Genomic DNA, 16309 nt, shown 5'->3' with positions numbered 1-16309 from the left:
GTGAGCCGTCCAGACAACGAGATGATGTCCGTTGTCCGGTCCGCGCTGGGTCCGGAGCTGCCGGAAAGCTTGGGCATCGCGCTATCGGGCGGCGGCGATTCGGTGGCGCTGCTGCATCTTCTGCAGCGGTGTCTCGCGCGCGCCCCAGTTCGGCTTTTTGCCGTTACCGTCGATCATGGGCTGCGTCCCGAGGCAGCTCAAGAGGCCGAAGAGGCCGGGCGATTGTCCGAAACTCTCGGAATTCCACATGACATCCTGCGCTGGCGCGGCTGGGACGGGCAGGGCAATCTGCAGGACCGGGCGCGGCAGGCGCGTTATGGCCTGATGACGGATTGGGCAAGGCGGCGGGGTGTCTCGGCACTGGCGCTGGGCCATACCGCCGACGATCAGGCGGAAACCTTGCTGATGCGGCTGGGCCGTTCTGCCGGGCCCGCAGGGTTGCGCGGCATGGCGGGGCAAAGCCTGCGCGACGGCCTGCTGCTGCTGCGCCCGCTTCTGGGCCTGACCCGCGCTGATCTGCGGGCCTATCTGCGCCGGCAGGGGCTGGGCTGGGCCGAAGATCCATCGAATGAAGACGAACATTACACCCGCGTGCGCGCCCGTGCCGTTCTGGCAGAGCTGGCGCCGCTGGGCATTACCGCCCAGTCTCTGGGCGATGTGGCCGACAACATGGCGCGCGTTGATCAGGCGCTGGGGTGGGCGGCTTTCCAGGCGGCCGGAGAGCTGGCGCAGATTCGCGCCGGCGCCGTGGCTTTCGAGGCGCGCGGCTTTATTCTGCTGCCCGAAGAGATCGCCCGCCGGCTGATCGCTGGTGCCATCGGCTGGATCGGTGGGGCGGGCTATCCGCCGCGCCGGGCGCCGGTCGCGCAACTGCTGGCCGATCTGCGCCAGGGCGGGGCGGGAGCACTGTGCGGTTGCAGGGTGATGATCCGGCGCGGCACCGTCTGGGTGTGTCGCGAATACAATGCCGTGCGCGATCATCGGGTCCCGGCGACGGGGCTTTGGGACGGGCGCTGGCATTTTCTGGGGCGCGCGCCGGAGGGGGCGGAGATCGCCGCCCTTGGCCCCGAGGGGCTGGCCCAGTGTCCCGATCGGCGCGCGTCCGGGCTGCCCGGCGCGGTGCTTGAGGGCACTCCGGCGCTCTGGCTGCGGGGGCGGCTGATCGCGGCACCATTGGCCGGGATGGGGCAGAGCGGGACGCTTCGTCTGGAAAATGGCGCGGCTGGCTTTCGCGCGGGGCTTTTATCGCATTGAACCTCATCCAATGATGTCTATTTTATGCGGGAACCGACGGTCGCCCCAGTGGCCGCGCATTTAGGAGAGAGTTTCCTTGGGCAACCTACGTAATATCGCCTTCTGGGTCGTGCTGTTCCTGCTGATCCTGGTGCTGTTCAACCTGTTCAGCGGGTCCGGTACCACCCTGCAAAGCCGCGAGATCACCTATTCCGACTTTATCAGCTCGGTTCAGGGGAATGAGGTCAGCTCGGTCACTCTGGACGGTGAACAGGTCCGTTTCCGCGGCACCGATGGGCAGGACTATGTCACCATCAAGCCCGAGGACGCGCAGATCACCGATCTGCTGATCCAGCACAAGGTTCCGGTCCGGGCCGAGAAGCAGCAGCAATCTGGGCTGCAGTCCTTCTTGATCACCCTGCTGCCGTTCATTCTGCTGATCGGCGTCTGGGTCTATTTCATGAACCGGATGCAGGGCGGTGGCCGCGGCGGCGCGATGGGCTTCGGCAAGTCCAAGGCCAAGATGCTGACCGAAAAACAGGGCCGCGTCACCTTTGACGATGTCGCCGGCATCGACGAGGCCAAGGAAGAACTGGAAGAGATCGTCGAATTCCTGCGCAACCCGCAGAAGTTCAGCCGCCTGGGCGGCAAGATCCCGAAAGGCGCGCTGCTGGTGGGCCCTCCGGGCACTGGTAAGACGTTGCTGGCGCGCGCCATCGCCGGCGAGGCGGGGGTTCCCTTCTTCACCATCTCCGGCTCCGACTTCGTGGAAATGTTCGTGGGGGTCGGTGCATCCCGCGTGCGTGACATGTTCGAGCAGGCCAAGAAGAACGCGCCCTGCATCGTCTTCATCGACGAAATCGACGCCGTCGGCCGCCACCGGGGCGCCGGCTATGGCGGTGGCAATGACGAGCGCGAACAGACCCTCAACCAACTGCTGGTCGAGATGGACGGGTTCGAGGCCAACGAAGGCGTGATCATCATCGCTGCGACCAACCGTAAGGACGTACTGGACCCCGCGCTGCTGCGCCCGGGCCGGTTCGACCGTCAGGTCACCGTCGGCAACCCCGACATCAAGGGGCGTGAAAAGATCCTGGGCGTACATGCCCGCAAGACCCCGCTGGGCCCCGATGTCGATCTGCGCATCATCGCCCGCGGCACGCCGGGCTTCTCCGGTGCCGATCTGGCCAACCTGGTGAACGAGGCCGCGCTGATGGCCGCCCGGGTCGGTCGGCGTTTCGTCACCATGGAAGATTTCGAGAACGCCAAGGACAAGGTGATGATGGGGGCGGAGCGGCGCTCGATGGTCCTCACCCAGGACCAGAAGGAAAAGACCGCCTATCACGAGGCCGGCCATGCTGTCGTCGGCCTCAGCCTGCCGATGTGCGATCCGGTCTATAAGGCGACGATCATCCCGCGCGGCGGCGCGCTGGGGATGGTGGTTTCCCTGCCCGAGATGGACCGGCTGAATTATCACAAGGACGAATGCCAGCAGAAGCTTGCCATGACCATGGCCGGCAAGGCGGCGGAAATCCTGAAGTACGGCGAAGACCACGTGTCGAACGGCCCCTCGGGCGACATCATGCAGGCCAGCCAGCTGGCGCGGGCCATGGTGATGCGCTGGGGCATGTCCGACAAGGTCGGCAATATCGACTATGCCGAGGCACATGAAGGCTACAGCGGCAATACCGCCGGTTTCTCGGTCTCGGCCCATACCAAGGAACTGATCGAGGAAGAGGTGCGCAGCTTCATCCAGACAGGCTATGAAGAGGCGATGCGCATCCTGACCGAAAAGCGCGACGATTGGGAACGTCTGGCACAGGGTCTCCTGGAATATGAGACGCTGACCGGGGAAGAGATCAAGCGGGTGATGAACGGCGAGCCGCCGAATGTCGACGACGACACCAATGGCGACGGGCAGGGGACGGCCAGCCTGACGTCGATCCCGAAGACCAAGCCCAAGACCCCGCCCAGCGACGGCGGTATGGAACCGGAACCGAGCGCCTGAGCGCCGGAAGATGAACGAGACAGACGGCCGGGCTCAGTGCCCGGCCGTTTTCTTTGCTGCGGGCCCCGGCTGGACATGAATTGTATGCCGTTGTATACAGTTTATGTATTCATCTTTCGAGTCCACGCCATGACCGCTACCGACTGGAACCCCGATCTCTACGCCCGTTTTCGCGATCTGCGCTTGCAACCGGCCTTTGATCTGGCCAACCGCATCGGAGCCCTGCCGCCGGGGGCACTGTGTGATCTGGGTTGCGGTGCCGGGGTGGCGGGGTCCCTGTTGCGGGATCGACTCCCCGGGCGCAGATTGCTGGGGCTGGATAATTCGGCGGCGATGCTGGCCAAGGCCGAGGCCACTGGCGCCTATGACCGGTTGGAGCAGGTTGATATCGCGACCTGGACCCCTGAAGCGCCGCTCGCGCTGATCTATTCCAACGCGGTGCTGCATTGGCTGCCCGATCATCCCCTGCTGCTGCCGCGTCTGGCCGGCCTCCTGGCACCGGGCGGGGTGTTGGCGGTGCAAATGCCGCATCAGAACCCGGCGCCTTCGCACCGGCTGTGGCATGATCTGGTCGAACGGCATTTCCCCGGCCATTTCGATCCCGCAACCTCTCCCGGCATTCTGGAACCGGCCGACTATTTCAATATGCTGGCCCCGCTGGGGGAGCTGTCGCTGTGGGAAACCGACTATTTCCAGCAACTTCCGCCCGAGCGGGAAGGCCACCCGGTACGGCTTTTCACCAGTTCGACCTTTGCCCGCCCGGTGCTCGATGCCCTGCCGTCCGAAGCTGCGGCGGAACTCTGCCGGCTTTATGACGATGCGGTGCGCCATATCTATCCGCTGCGCGCCGACGGGTCGGTGCTTTTCCCCTTCCGTCGGTTGTTCTTCGTGTTGCGGACCCCCGGGATGTGATACCCGAAGGGGGCGAGCGGCGACGGGGGAAAATAGCCGATGGCGGCACTTGTGAAAACCGAATTCGAGGCCGAGGTCATCTGGCTGGGCCATGTGCCGGCGGCAGGTCGATCGCTCAGAGCGCGGTCGGCGGAGCGGTTGGAGCTGGGCTTTGACGGGCTGGTCGAGGATCGCCATGGCGGCGCCGTCCGCCCGTCCTGTTCGCGGGTGCTGAACCTCTATCCGCGCAATACGAAAATCCGCAACGTTCGCCAATTGTCGATCCTCTCGGAAGAAGAGCTGGGGCGGATCGCCGAGGGCATGGGTATGGAACGGCTGGAACCGGCGCTGCTGGGCGCCACGATGGTGCTGCGCGGCATTCCGGATTTCACCCATGTACCGCCGTCGTCGCGGTTGCAGGCAGCGGGTGGGCTGACGCTCACCGTGGATATGGAGAACCTGCCCTGCGTCCTGCCTGGCCGTGAGATCGAAGCCGAAGAACCGGGGCGGGGCGCCGCCTTCAAGCCGGCGGCGGCGGGGCTGCGCGGGGTGACCGCCTGGGTCGAACGTCCGGGCGCTTTGGCGGTTGGGGACCGGCTTGGACTTTTCATTCCAGCTCAGCGCGCCTGGCAATCGGGGTCCAATTTGCACCGCTGAGCTCTGGCTTGCACTTCGTTGCCATTCTGTTACTCAGCCGTCACATTCGATCTGAGGTCGGGCAATGAAGGTTAAGTACATGACAGCAATGTTGCTGTCTTTTTTCTCTGGTCTGTTGGTTTTTTGGCTGCTTCAGGGACAACCCGGCTCGTTCGCGGAAGAAGACGGTCCGCTGGAAATCTGGTCTGCCTGCCTGCTGTTTCTTGCCGCAGGCCTGTCCTTTTGGATCATTCCAGTGCGCTATCTGTGGAAGGAACTCTTCCTGCCCTTTGGCTTCTTTCAGCTCGGTCTGCGAGAGCTACCTGTCGACTTGTGGATCTTCGACGAGCGGGTATTGACGCTGGCCTTCTATCGCACTGAAGGGCTGTCGTTGGCCAGTGTCATCGGGGGGCTCTATGCGGTGGTGGCGCTGTGGTCGGTCCTGACGCTTCTTATCTGGGGGCTGCCTCAGGGGTGGCGGGCATTGCGCCAACACAGCGCCTGGCTGGCCTATTTCAATCGGGCCGTGGTTTGTGCCATCTTGGCCCAACTCAGTGAAGAGGTGCTCAAACGGGGCGTGGTGGGGGAAGGCTGGTCCGTGCCTCTGCATATTCTGGAAGAAGGTTTCGAGGCGCTCTTTGCGCTGGGACTGTGTCAGGCACTGTATGTTGCCTGGCGCAGGGATTAGGGCGCATTCCTTTAAAGTGTTGTTTCCCGCCTGTGGGATTGGGTATCGGAATGCCAAGCTGACAAGGCCGAGAGGAGCGACGATGCAGACCGATATAGAAATTGCCCGCCAGGCCCGGTGTCTTCCGATGCCAGAGATTGCCGCGATGCTGGGAATGCCCGATACGGCGCTGCTCCCCTACGGGCATGACAAGGCCAAGATTTCGCAGGACTTCATCAAAGGGCTGGGGGATCGACCGGAAGGCAAGCTGATCCTCGTGACGGCGGTGAACCCGACGCCGGCGGGCGAGGGCAAGACCACGACGACGGTGGGGCTGGGTGACGGGCTGGCGGCGATCGGCAAGCAGGCCGCCATCTGCATCCGCGAGGCCAGCCTTGGCCCCTGCTTCGGCATGAAAGGTGGCGCCGCGGGCGGCGGCCGCGCCCAGGTGGTGCCGATGGAAGCGATGAATCTGCATTTCACCGGCGATTTCCACGCCATCACCAGTGCCCACAACCTGCTGGCGGCGATGATCGACAATCACATCTATTGGGGCAACGATCTGCAGATCGACGACCGCCGCATCACCTGGCGGCGGGTGATGGACATGAACGACCGGGCGCTGCGCGATATAGTGGTGGGCCTGGGTGGCGTGACGAACGGCTCGCCCCGGCAGGGCGGTTTCGACATCACCGTGGCCTCCGAGGTGATGGCGATTCTCTGTCTTGCGTCCGATCTGGACGATCTGCAGAAGCGGCTGGGCGATATCATCGTTGCCTATCGCAGTGACAAGAGCCCGATCACCTGCCGCGACCTGAAGGCCGACGGGGCAATGACGGTGCTTTTGAAAGATGCGATGCAGCCCAATCTGGTGCAGACGCTGGAGAATACCCCGGCCTTCGTCCATGGCGGCCCCTTCGCCAATATCGCCCATGGCTGCAACAGCGTGATCGCCACCAGGACGGCGCTGAAGCTGGCCGATTATGTGGTGACCGAAGCCGGCTTCGGCGCCGATCTGGGGGCGGAGAAATTCCTGGATATCAAGTGCCGCAAGGCGGGGCTGGCGCCCGATTGCGTGGTGCTGGTGGCGACGGTGCGGTCGATGAAGATGAACGGCGGCGTCGCCAAATCCGATCTGGGGGCCGAGAATGTGGCGGCGGTGACGGCGGGCTGCGCCAACCTTGGCCGGCATCTGCGCAACCTTCAGGACTATGGCGTGCCGGTGGTGGTGGCGATCAACCATTTCGTCTCGGATACCGACGACGAGATCGCCGCGGTGAAGGACTATGTTGCCGCTCTGGATGCCGAGGCGATCCTTTGCCGTCATTGGGAACAGGGCTCAGCCGGGAGCCTCGAGCTCGCGACCCGGGTGGCCGAAATCGCCGACAGCGGTGTGGCGGATTTCGCGCCGCTCTATGGCGATGATCTTGGCCTTTTCGACAAGATCGACTGTATCGCCAAGCGCATCTATCACGCTGTCGAGGTCACCGCGCCGCCCCAGGTCATGGCCCAGCTCAGGGAATGGGAGGCCGCGGGGTACGGCAATCTGCCGGTCTGCATGGCTAAGACACAGTACAGCTTTTCCGCCGACCCGGCCCTGCTGGGCGCGCCCGAGGGGCATGTCATCCCGGTGCGCGAGGTGCGCCTGTCGGCCGGCGCGGGCTTCGTGGTGGCAATCTGCGGCGAGATCATGACCATGCCGGGTTTGCCCCGGGTGCCGGCTGCGGAAACGATCCACCTGAACGATCTGGGGCAGATCGAAGGCCTGTTCTGACCGGCTTGAGCCCGCAGCCCCGCTGCCCTATGAGGGCGTTGGAAGCATCACAGACGGAGACGCCGGGTGACCTCACCGAAGACCTGTCGAACCATGCGGGAGCTGCGCCAGACCATCGACGCGCTGGATCGCAAGCTGATTGACCTCCTTGCCGATCGGGCTGCCTGCATCGACCGTGCGGTCGAACTCAAGCAGTTGGAGAATCTGCCGGCGCGTATTCCCGCGCGCGTAGAGGAAGTTGCCGCGAACGCGCGCCGTAATGCCGCCGAGGTGGGGCTCGATCCCGATCTGGCAGATAAGCTCTGGCGGGAAATGATCGAATGGGCCATCGCCCGGGAAGAGACGGTGCTGGGTCCGTCCTCTGGCCCTGAGGGAAAGGACAGAACATGACTGCACAGATCATTGATGGAAAGGCCTTCGCTGCCAAGGTGCGCGGCAAGGTGGCCGAACATGTGACGCGGCTGAAGGCCGATCACGGGATCACCCCAGGTCTGGCCGTGGTGCTGGTGGGCGAGGATCCGGCCAGCCAGGTCTATGTCCGGTCCAAGGGCAAGATGACCGTCGAGGTCGGCATGAACTCCTATGAGCACAAGCGGCCGGCCGAGACGTCGGAGGCCGATCTTCTGGCGCTGATCGACCAGCTCAACACCGATCCGGCGGTGCATGGCATCTTGGTGCAACTGCCGCTGCCGGGCCATCTGAACGAGGATCTGGTGATCAACTCGATCGACCCGGCCAAGGATGTCGACGGATTCCATATCTCGAACGTCGGGCTGCTGGCGACCGGGCAGAAGGCCATGGTGCCCTGCACGCCGCTGGGCTGCCTGATGATGCTGCGCGACCATCACGGTAGCCTCTCGGGGCTTGAGGCGGTGGTGATCGGCCGGTCGAACATCGTCGGCAAGCCGATGGCGCAATTGCTGTTGCGCGATAGCTGCACGGTGACCATCGCCCATTCCCGGACCAAGAACATCGAAGAGGTGGTCAAGCGCGCCGATATCGTCGTCGCCGCCGTTGGCCGCCCCGAGATGGTGACCGGCGACTGGATCAAGCCGGGCGCCACGGTAATCGACGTGGGCATCAACCGGGTCGAGGGGCGCAACGGCCTGCTGGGCGATTGCCATTTCGAAAGCTGTGTCGAGGTGGCCGGCGCCATCACCCCGGTGCCGGGTGGTGTCGGGCCGATGACCATCGCCTGCCTGCTGGCCAATACGCTGACCGCTTGCAGCCGCGCCCATGGCCTGGCCGAGCCCGATGGGCTGACCGCCTGATCAGAGGGTTGCCCCATCCGCTGGACCATTGGCGGATGGGGCGCCGCGCCGTCTGGCGCTGTTTCAGCCTCAGGTTGCGGCGGTCATTTTCCCGGCTGGCCTCTGGCGGTAATTTCTGACCAAACGACATGCAAATTGCGCCAAGATTGTTGACGTAGCGGAAAATATTACCGGAAGCGCATTTTCTCTCCCGGCATAGACATTTAGGGTGGTCTCCGGAGACAAGAATAGAACGGCGAATTATTGGGTATTTTTCCGAAGCGGAACACAACCCGCATGTCTTTTCTGCCCCAGGTGTCACGCAGTGAGGTCGTGATATGGGCAGTGTTTTCCTTCCTCGCGGCCTATGGTGCTCCCTTCGGAACTCATGGATTCAGTTTCAATCGAAGGTTGTTCTACTGGTCGCTGGTGGTGGTGATCTCTTCCTTGATGGCAAGCTGTTGTGCCCGTGTGGGGCAACGTCTGTCACAGCGGTTCTGGGTGGTGGATGGAACCGTCGTTGTGTTGATGAGCCTGTTTTTCACGCCGGTGCTGATGGGGTTGAACCTGTGGCTGTTGCCGAAGGGGGCGCCGAGCGTCGCGGTCTTCCTGCATCTGTTGCAATTCGTGGCGCTCATCTCTCTGGGGGTGGTGGTGACACGCAGGGTGCTGCCGCCGCTGGTGCTGGGCAGTGATCGGCGGGTGTCCTTCGGTTTGGCGCCGCTGTCTCTCCCGGCTCAGCTAGAACTGCCGGAACCCGACCCTGTCGAGGAGTGTCTGCCGGTCACGCGCGAGGAGGGGCTCTCGGCGCCGGTCCCCGAGCCGGCTCGGCTGCTGCGGCGTCTGCCCGAGGATTTCCCGGGGCCGATTCTGCGATTGTCTGCCGAGGATCATTTTGTCGAGGTGGCATCGGCCAGCGGCTGCGAACGTCTGCGGATGCGTCTGGCCGACGCGATTGACGAAATGGATACGGTCGAAGGCCAGAGCGTGCACCGGTCGCATTGGGTCGCACGCGATGCGATCGACGGGGTGGAGCGGGAAGGCGCGCGCATTTTCCTGCGGTTGTCCAATGGAGACCGGGTGCCGGTCAGTCGGACCTATAAGCCGAAATTGGAAGAGGCCGGTATTCTCTGATCTGCGGTCCCCCGGCGGGTGTCGGAATTTTCGAAAATTCCGGGCCGGGAAATGATTCATTTTCCGATGCGTCAACGCGGCATCGGAATGGCATGGACGACGGGGCCGGTCAGCAGTGCCAGCGCCTCGGGACGCATGAGTGTGGCAAGCGTGGCGTCTGCGCTGCGCAGGCCGCCTGTATAGGTGCCATAGGCCGGCAGCAATACGCGCGCACGGTCAATCAGAAACGCCGGGCGGGTGATTGCGCGACCGCGGTTTCGGATCGTGGCCTTGGGGTGATAATGACCCGAAATCTCTCCGCTCGCACCAGGGCGGGCGATGTGCCGGAAGGTCAGCGGCGCGACCGGCAGCTCTGTCAAGGATGTTCCGCCCAAGCCCGTGGTGCCTGGATCGTGATTGCCTTCGACCCAGACCCAGCGGCGCCCCGCCTGTAGTTTGGCAATCCACTGCCGCTCATCTTGGGGCAGGGCGCGGGCGGCGTCGAGATCGTCGAAACTGTCGCCCAGGCAGACTACGATGCGCGGCTGCATCCGGGTCAGATCGGCTGCCAGCCGGTTCAGCGTGTCGCGGGTGTCATAGGGCGGCAATGTGCTGCCGCCGCGCCGGGCGAGCCGCTCGGATTTGCCCAGGTGCAGGTCGGAAACGCAGAGCAGCCGCTGATCGGGCCACCAAAGCGCGCCGCTGCCAAGTGCCACAAGCGAAACGCCGGCAAGGGTGAAGTCGTAACCGTTCATGCTCCGTTCCATGATCCGGGGCGGAGCAAAAGGCAAGGGGCGGCGACGCGCCCCCTGCGGGGAAGGCGATTAGTGTGCCATCATCTCGTGTACGATCTGATCCGCGCTTAGCGCAGCGGGATAATAGGTCGGCCAGTTGGTGACCTCCTCCAGCAGCGCGGCGCGGTCATCACCCCAATAGAGGTGATAGTGGTCGGCCTTCCGGGGGGCGATACCGTGGTCACTGAACTGGATGAAGCCCGGTGCGTCCGCGTCCCCAGCGGTCTTGGCGAAGATGAAGCGCACGCCGCGATTGCCCTTCTTGTAGGTCAGAACCTCGAACCCGTCGCTGGCATAGGTGCCGGTGACCGCGGTGTCGCCGGTGTAAAAGCTGACCTGATCGCCGTTGATCACGATTCGGTCGACATCGGTCTTATAGCCGATTTCGTAATAGGCCTTGTAATCGGCGGCGGTCTTGGTCCCGTGGTCTGCCTTATGCGACATCACCGGGTCGAGCGTGCCGTTCATCAGCAGCGGAAACACCGATTGCCAGGATCCTTCCCAGTCGGACAGCGGCCGGTCGGCGATCTGGCTGTCCTCGAAATAGCCGTTGTAGATCTGCTTTTGCAGGTCGTCGCCATGGCTGTGGTCATGGGCGTGGGTGTGGTCGGCCGGCTTGGCGCTCTGCTCGGCCTGGGCTTCTACCGCGAAGAGCGTCATCGCCCCGATGGCCATTGCACCGACATGCCGCGTGATCGTGGTTTTCATTGTTTGCAACCCTTTCAGGTGGTCTTGGGGATCATTCGAATCGTTACGTTATAACGTATCCGTTGGGGTAGAGAACTCGCCCCTGAATGGCAATCCCCCGGGCGGCCTAGCCTTGTGTCAGGCCGGCCAGCCCGGACGCAGCCATCAGCCGCGCCGCTTCCTCGGCCATCAGCCGTTCCTCAGCCTGGCCGGCGACGGGCACCCGGCCGATCTCCAGAAGCAACGGTGCCGCTAACGGGGTGACGCGATCCAGTCGGATGTGGTCGATCCGGTGGCCGACCCGGTCCAGCATCTCTTCGATCCGGCCGAAATCGACCAAGCCGCGCATCGCTTCGGTCCGGGTGATCCGCAGCATCAGGTGGGTGGGGTCGTATTTCTGCAAGGTGTCGTAAAGGATGTCCGAGGAAAAAGTCGCCTGCCGCCCGGTCTTGCGTTGCGCGGCGGGGATGTTCCGTTCGATCAGCCCGGCGATGGTGGCGCTGGCGCGGAAGGTGCGTTTCATCACCGCGTTGCCCGCCAGCCAATGGTCGAGCCCGTCGCGCAGTGCCGCCCGGTCGAACAGCGGCGCCGGATCGTCGAGCGGGTCGAGCCCCCAGATCAGCGTGGCGTAATCGGTGGCGACAAAGCCCATCGGGGCAAGCCCCATCTCTTCCATCCGTTTGGTCAGGAGCAGGCCCAGCGTTTGCTGTGCGTTGCGTCCGGCAAAACCGTAGACGCAGAGATGTGCGCGCCCCTCATGAGGAAAGCTTTCGATCAGCAGCCGGCCCTGTTGCGGCAGCCGCGACACCTGACGCTGCAGCGCCAGCCAGTCGGCGGTATGGCGTGGCAGCTGTGGCCAGTCGTCGGCAGCGAAAAGCGCGAGAATTCGCGCGCTGAGCTGTGTCGAGGTGGCGAATTTGGTGCCCGAGAAGGTGGCGATCTTGGGCTTGCGTGCGGCATCGCGACTGACCACCACGGTCATTTCGCGCAGGCCCTCGTATCGCACGATCTGGCCGCCGATCAGGAAGGTATCCCCGGCGGTGAGAGAGGCGGCAAAGGCCTCCTCCACTTCGCCCAGGGGTTTGCCGCCGCGGCCACTCATCCGCACTTTCAACTGGTCGCTGTCCTGGATGGTGCCGATGTTCATCCGGATCCGCTGGGCGCTGCGCGGGTCGCGAAGCTGCCACAGCCCGTCGGGCCGCTGCATCAACCGGCGCCATTTGTCATAAGCTTTCAGCGCATAGCCTCCGGTAGCGCAGAACTCCAGGCAATCGTCGAAATCGGCACGCGGCAGGGCGGCATAGGGGCCGGCGCTGCGAACCTCCTTATAAAGCTGATCGGCATCGAAGGGGCCGGCGCAGGCCAGGATCAGGATCTGTTGGCAAAGCACGTCGAGCGGCCCGGGCCCGCGCGGATCGCCATCCAGCGCATGATCGCGCACCGCCTCCAGCGCCGCGACGCATTCGACCACCTCGAACCGGTTGGCCGGCACCAGCAGCGCCTTTGAGGGCGCGTTATAGCGGTGGTTGGCCCGGCCGATCCGCTGCACCAGCCGTTTGACGTTCTTCGGCGCGCCGACCTGGATCACCAGATCGACATCGCCCCAGTCGATGCCCAGATCGAGGCTGCCGGTGCAGACCACGGCGCGCAACTGGCCGGCGGTCATCGCCGCCTCAACCCGTTCCCGTTGCACCCGGTCGAGACTGCCGTGATGGATGCTGATCGGCAGGCTGTCGTCATTGGCGAGCCACAGGTTGTGAAAGAAGATCTCCGCCTGTGCCCGTGTGTTGTGAAAGATCAGCGTGGTGCGGTGCTGCTTGATCTGCGCCAGTACCGCCGGGATGGCATAGGCGGCACCGCCGCCGGACCAGGGCGGCAGCTCTGCTGTCTGCAGCATGGTAATATCGGGGTCGGGCCCGGGATCGGCCTGGATAATGGCGCAGGGATCGGGGTGACGGGCCAGCAGGCGCGCCATCGCCGCCGGATCCTCCACTGTCGCCGACAGCCCGACGCGGCGCAGCCCCGGGCAAAGGTGCTGAAGCCGCGCCAGCGCCAACAACAGCTGATCGCCACGCTTCGATTCGGCCAAGGCGTGGATTTCGTCGACGACCACCCGTTTCAGCCCGGCGAACATCCGCGGCGCGTCCTCATAAGAGGTCAGAAGTACCAGGCTTTCCGGCGTGGTCAGCAGGATATGCGGCGGGTCGGCGCGCTGGCGCTTTTTCTGCGTCTGGGTGGTGTCGCCGGTGCGATCCTCGATTCGGATCTTCAGCCCCATCTCCTCGACCGGGGCGCGCAGGTTGCGCTTGATATCTGCCGCCAGCGCCTTGAGCGGCGAGACATAGAGGGTATGCAACCCCGGTGCCGGATCGGTGCCCAGTTCGGCCAGCGTCGGCAGAAACCCCGCCATGGTCTTGCCGCCGCCGGTGGGGGCGATCAGCAGCGTGGCGGGATCGCCAGCGCGGGCCAGCATCTCGGCCTGGTGCGGGTGGATGTCCCAGCCGCGGGCAGCGAACCAGCCGGCGATCTGCGGCGGTAGGCCGGGCATCGCGGTCTCAGGACACCGCGGAAATGGTGCGCAGCCGCGCGGCGATTTCGCCGATCTCTTCGGGAAACCGGTCGGGGCCGACGGCGCCTGCGTCGCTGGTCCAGGCGGCGAAGCGGTTGAACAGGGGGATGAAGGTTTCGATCTCCTCTGCCGTCCAGCCGGACAGGAATTCGCCCATCACCAGGAATTTGAACCGCCGCACCGCCTCGACGATGGCCGCGCCCCTTTCAGTCAGCTCTACAATAGTGCGGCGGGCGTCCATCTGGCTGACGGTGCGCAGCGCCAGCCCCTTGGCGATCAGCTCGCTCACCAGTCGCGAGGCGCGGGACGGGTCGATCCTGAGCCTCGTGGCGATGGTCGAGACCATGGTCTCGGGTTCTTCCTCGCAGCCGAACTCCTTGCCCGGCGCATCAGTGGCCATCAGCACGTCAAGCTGGGCAAGGTCGATTTCCTCTTCCAGCCCCAGCGCCTTCAGCGCGGCGATGCCGAGTTCGCGCTTGTTCACCCGACGGCGCCAGCGTTGCAGCGTCGCGTCGATCTCCAGTGCGGCACGGGTGATCTCACGGTCGATTCCGGCGTTTTTCAGAAATTCCGCCAGGGCCTCGTTGCGCTCGGCTATGGGTCCGTCCTCCAGACTGCATCCGCGCCCGCGGATGGTGAAGACAATTACATGTTGTTGACATGTAATTGCAAGTTGCACATACATGCTGGCAACAAACAAGCGAGGGGTGCGTCCCCTGCCTGCGCGGCGCGCCGGAAAAGAGCCGTTACCGCGCCGTCATTGCAGCCTACAGCCAAGGATTACCACGTGCCCGCCCCGACCCCAAGCCCGACCGAAGGACCTGAGAGCGCGCGTATTCGTCTTGTGATCATCGGCGCGGCCTCGGTGCTGTTCATCGCGTCGCTGGGGCAGACGGTTGTCACCACCGCATTGCCCGCGATTCTGAGCGATCTGGGCGGGCTGTCGCAGATCACCTGGGTGATCACCGCCTATCTGATGGCGGCCACCGTCGGTTCTCCGGTCTGCGGCAAGCTGGGTGATCTCTTCGGGCGCAAGGCGGTGCTGCAGGTGGGCATTGGGGTGTTTCTGCTGGGCTCGATCCTTTGTGCGCTGGCGCCCAGTCTCTGGGTCCTGGTGGCGGGGCGCGGGGTGCAGGGGCTTGGCGGTGGTGGGCTGATCGTGGTGTCGATGGCGGCGGTCGCTGACGCGGTGCCACCACGCCAGCGCGGCCGCTATCAGGGCATGCTGGGCAGCGTCTTTGGTGTGTCCACCGTGATCGGCCCCCTGGCGGGCGGCTTCATCGTCCAGCACGCGCCCTGGCAATGGCTGTTCCTGATGAACCTGCCGCTGGGGCTGGCCGCATTGGTGACGCTGACCATCTGCCTGCCCTCGGCGGGGGCGCGGGGCAAGCCGTCGATCGACTATATCGGCGCCGGCAGCCTGGCGCTGGTGCTGTCGCTTGCCGTCATCACCGCGAGCCTCGGCGGCAGTACCTTCGCCTGGACCAGCCCCGAGATGATGGGACTTTTGGCCGCGGTGCTGCTGGCGCTGGCACTGTTCATCTTCGTCGAGGCACGCGCGAAGGAGCCGATCCTGCCGCTGCGCCTGTTCCGCATCAACAACTTCGTGGTGTCCAATAGCGTCGGGCTGATCGTCGGCACCGCCATGTTCGGCACCATCACCTTCGTGCCCTTCTTCATGCAGGTGGTGAAGGGGATGTCGCCGGCGCTGTCGGGGATGTTCACCTTTCCGATGATGCTGGGGATCATTTCCTCCTCCTTTGCGGCGGGGCAGATGATGATGCGCACCGGGCGTTACCGGTTGTTGCCGGTCTTTTCGACGCTGCTGCTGATGCTGGCGATGGCATCGCTGGCCACGGCCACGGTCGAGACGCCGAATTGGCGCATCGCACTGTCGATGATTTTGGCCGGGGTCGGCATCGGCCCGGTGATGGGCGTCAGCGTTGCCGCGATCCAGAACGCGGTGCCGCTGAACATGGTCGGCATCGGCACCGCCAGCGCCAATATGTTCCGGCTGATCGGCGGGTCGATCGGGACGGCAATCTTCGGGGCGATTTTCTCCATGGGGCTGTCGCGGCAGTTGGGCGGGGCCCTGGGGGGCATCAATCCCCGCGCGCTGAGCAATGAGATGATCGCCGCGATGGAACCGGAATTGCGCGAAACCGTCACCCACGGCATCGCCCTGGCGCTGCATCCGGTGTTCTGGATCGCCGCCGTCATGGCGGTGATCGCTTGTCTGATTTCGCTTCTGATGGTCGAACAGCCGCTGGATGCGCGGGTGCCGCTGCCGAAGGAAGCCGCGCCGGCGGAATGATCCGCATCGCGCCCTCGGGGGTTAACAGGCTGCTGAAAAAGGCCGGTCTCGACGCGGTTTTGAGAACATGATTCACTTCCGGCACGGCAGCGGTGGTGAGGGTGACGATGCGTGGGACGGACGAAGCGAGCGAGTCGCTGTTCAGCTATGTTGACCTTGAGGAGCGGATCCCTGTGGGTCATCCGCTTCACAAGATCCGGCAGATCGTGAACGATGCACTGACGAGCCTCGATGCCGAGTTTGACGCGCTCTATACCGACTTTGGCCGCCCCTCCATTGCGCCGGAGCGCCTGATCCGGGCGAGCCTTCTCCAGATCCTGTTCTCGATCCGCTCGGAACGGCAGTTGATGGAGCAGATGGACTATAACCTGCT

The 16309-nt window shown here is 64.3% G+C and carries 15 protein-coding genes; 11 read left to right on the top strand and 4 right to left on the bottom strand.

Features of this window, described 5'->3' with window-relative positions; genetic code table 11:
- Positions 1-21: 21 nt before the first annotated feature.
- The 9 genes from tilS (at position 22) to G455_RS25480 (ending at position 9593) form a co-directional block, all read left to right on the top strand.
- Positions 22-1254 (top strand): tRNA lysidine(34) synthetase TilS, encoded by a 1233-nt coding sequence (gene tilS / locus G455_RS0102955; RefSeq protein WP_051312123.1) that lies wholly within the window; start codon positions 22-24, stop codon positions 1252-1254.
- A gap of 76 nt (positions 1255-1330) precedes the next feature.
- The gene (gene ftsH, locus G455_RS0102950) at positions 1331-3241 is read left to right on the top strand and encodes an ATP-dependent zinc metalloprotease FtsH (RefSeq protein ID WP_028092308.1); all 1911 of its coding nucleotides are present in this window, start codon (positions 1331-1333) and stop codon (positions 3239-3241) included.
- Positions 3242-3370: 129 nt separating this feature from the next.
- Positions 3371-4153 (top strand): methyltransferase domain-containing protein, encoded by a 783-nt coding sequence (locus G455_RS0102945; RefSeq protein WP_028092307.1) that lies wholly within the window; start codon positions 3371-3373, stop codon positions 4151-4153.
- A 39-nt stretch (positions 4154-4192) separates the two neighbouring features.
- Positions 4193-4789 (top strand): MOSC domain-containing protein, encoded by a 597-nt coding sequence (locus G455_RS0102940; protein ID WP_028092306.1) that lies wholly within the window; start codon positions 4193-4195, stop codon positions 4787-4789.
- Between the two features lie 64 nt (positions 4790-4853).
- A complete protein-coding gene (locus G455_RS0102935; RefSeq protein WP_161629383.1) occupies positions 4854-5456 on the top strand; it encodes a hypothetical protein in 603 nt (200 codons plus the stop codon).
- Positions 5457-5538: 82 nt separating this feature from the next.
- Positions 5539-7209: a formate--tetrahydrofolate ligase gene (locus G455_RS0102930; protein ID WP_035366053.1), complete on the top strand. Its 1671-nt coding sequence runs from the start codon at positions 5539-5541 to the stop codon at positions 7207-7209.
- Positions 7210-7302: 93 nt separating this feature from the next.
- On the top strand, positions 7303-7599 hold the full coding sequence (locus G455_RS0102925; protein ID WP_084436975.1) for a chorismate mutase: 297 nt from the start codon (positions 7303-7305) through the stop codon (positions 7597-7599).
- The gene (gene folD / locus G455_RS0102920) at positions 7596-8480 is read left to right on the top strand and encodes a bifunctional methylenetetrahydrofolate dehydrogenase/methenyltetrahydrofolate cyclohydrolase FolD (RefSeq protein ID WP_028092302.1); all 885 of its coding nucleotides are present in this window, start codon (positions 7596-7598) and stop codon (positions 8478-8480) included. Before G455_RS0102925 ends, folD begins: the two co-directional genes overlap by 4 nt.
- A 276-nt stretch (positions 8481-8756) precedes the next feature.
- Positions 8757-9593, top strand: coding sequence for a LytTR family DNA-binding domain-containing protein (locus tag G455_RS25480; protein WP_051312122.1), 837 nt, complete (start codon positions 8757-8759; stop codon positions 9591-9593).
- 71 nt (positions 9594-9664) lie between these two features.
- Here G455_RS25480 and pdeM read toward each other — a convergent pair whose 3' ends face one another.
- The 4 genes from pdeM to G455_RS23205 all read right to left on the bottom strand — a co-directional run bounded on the left by pdeM (position 9665) and on the right by G455_RS23205 (position 14307).
- On the bottom strand, positions 9665-10327 hold the full coding sequence (gene pdeM, locus G455_RS0102910; protein WP_028092301.1) for a ligase-associated DNA damage response endonuclease PdeM: 663 nt from the start codon (positions 10325-10327) through the stop codon (positions 9665-9667).
- Positions 10328-10396: 69 nt separating this feature from the next.
- A complete protein-coding gene (locus G455_RS0102905; RefSeq protein WP_028092300.1) occupies positions 10397-11074 on the bottom strand; it encodes a ZinT family metal-binding protein in 678 nt (225 codons plus the stop codon).
- 106 nt (positions 11075-11180) lie between these two features.
- Positions 11181-13601, bottom strand: coding sequence for a ligase-associated DNA damage response DEXH box helicase (locus tag G455_RS0102900; RefSeq protein ID WP_028092299.1), 2421 nt, complete (start codon positions 13599-13601; stop codon positions 11181-11183).
- 7 nt (positions 13602-13608) lie between these two features.
- Positions 13609-14307: a MarR family winged helix-turn-helix transcriptional regulator gene (locus G455_RS23205; protein WP_084436998.1), complete on the bottom strand. Its 699-nt coding sequence runs from the start codon at positions 14305-14307 to the stop codon at positions 13609-13611.
- A 102-nt stretch (positions 14308-14409) separates the two neighbouring features.
- Between G455_RS23205 and G455_RS23200 the strand changes: the two genes are divergently transcribed.
- A complete protein-coding gene (locus tag G455_RS23200; RefSeq protein ID WP_035366049.1) occupies positions 14410-15936 on the top strand; it encodes an MFS transporter in 1527 nt (508 codons plus the stop codon).
- Between the two features lie 107 nt (positions 15937-16043).
- Positions 16044-16309, top strand: a 266-nt coding sequence (locus G455_RS0102885) for a transposase (RefSeq protein WP_028092298.1), incomplete at its 3' end; no start/stop codon positions are given.

This window comes from Pseudodonghicola xiamenensis DSM 18339, assembly GCF_000429365.1.
GTDB classification, from domain to species: Bacteria; Pseudomonadota; Alphaproteobacteria; order Rhodobacterales; family Rhodobacteraceae; genus Pseudodonghicola; species Pseudodonghicola xiamenensis.
The sequence above is the reverse complement of the archived record's forward strand: the minus strand, read 5'-3'. Positions and strand labels throughout refer to the sequence as shown.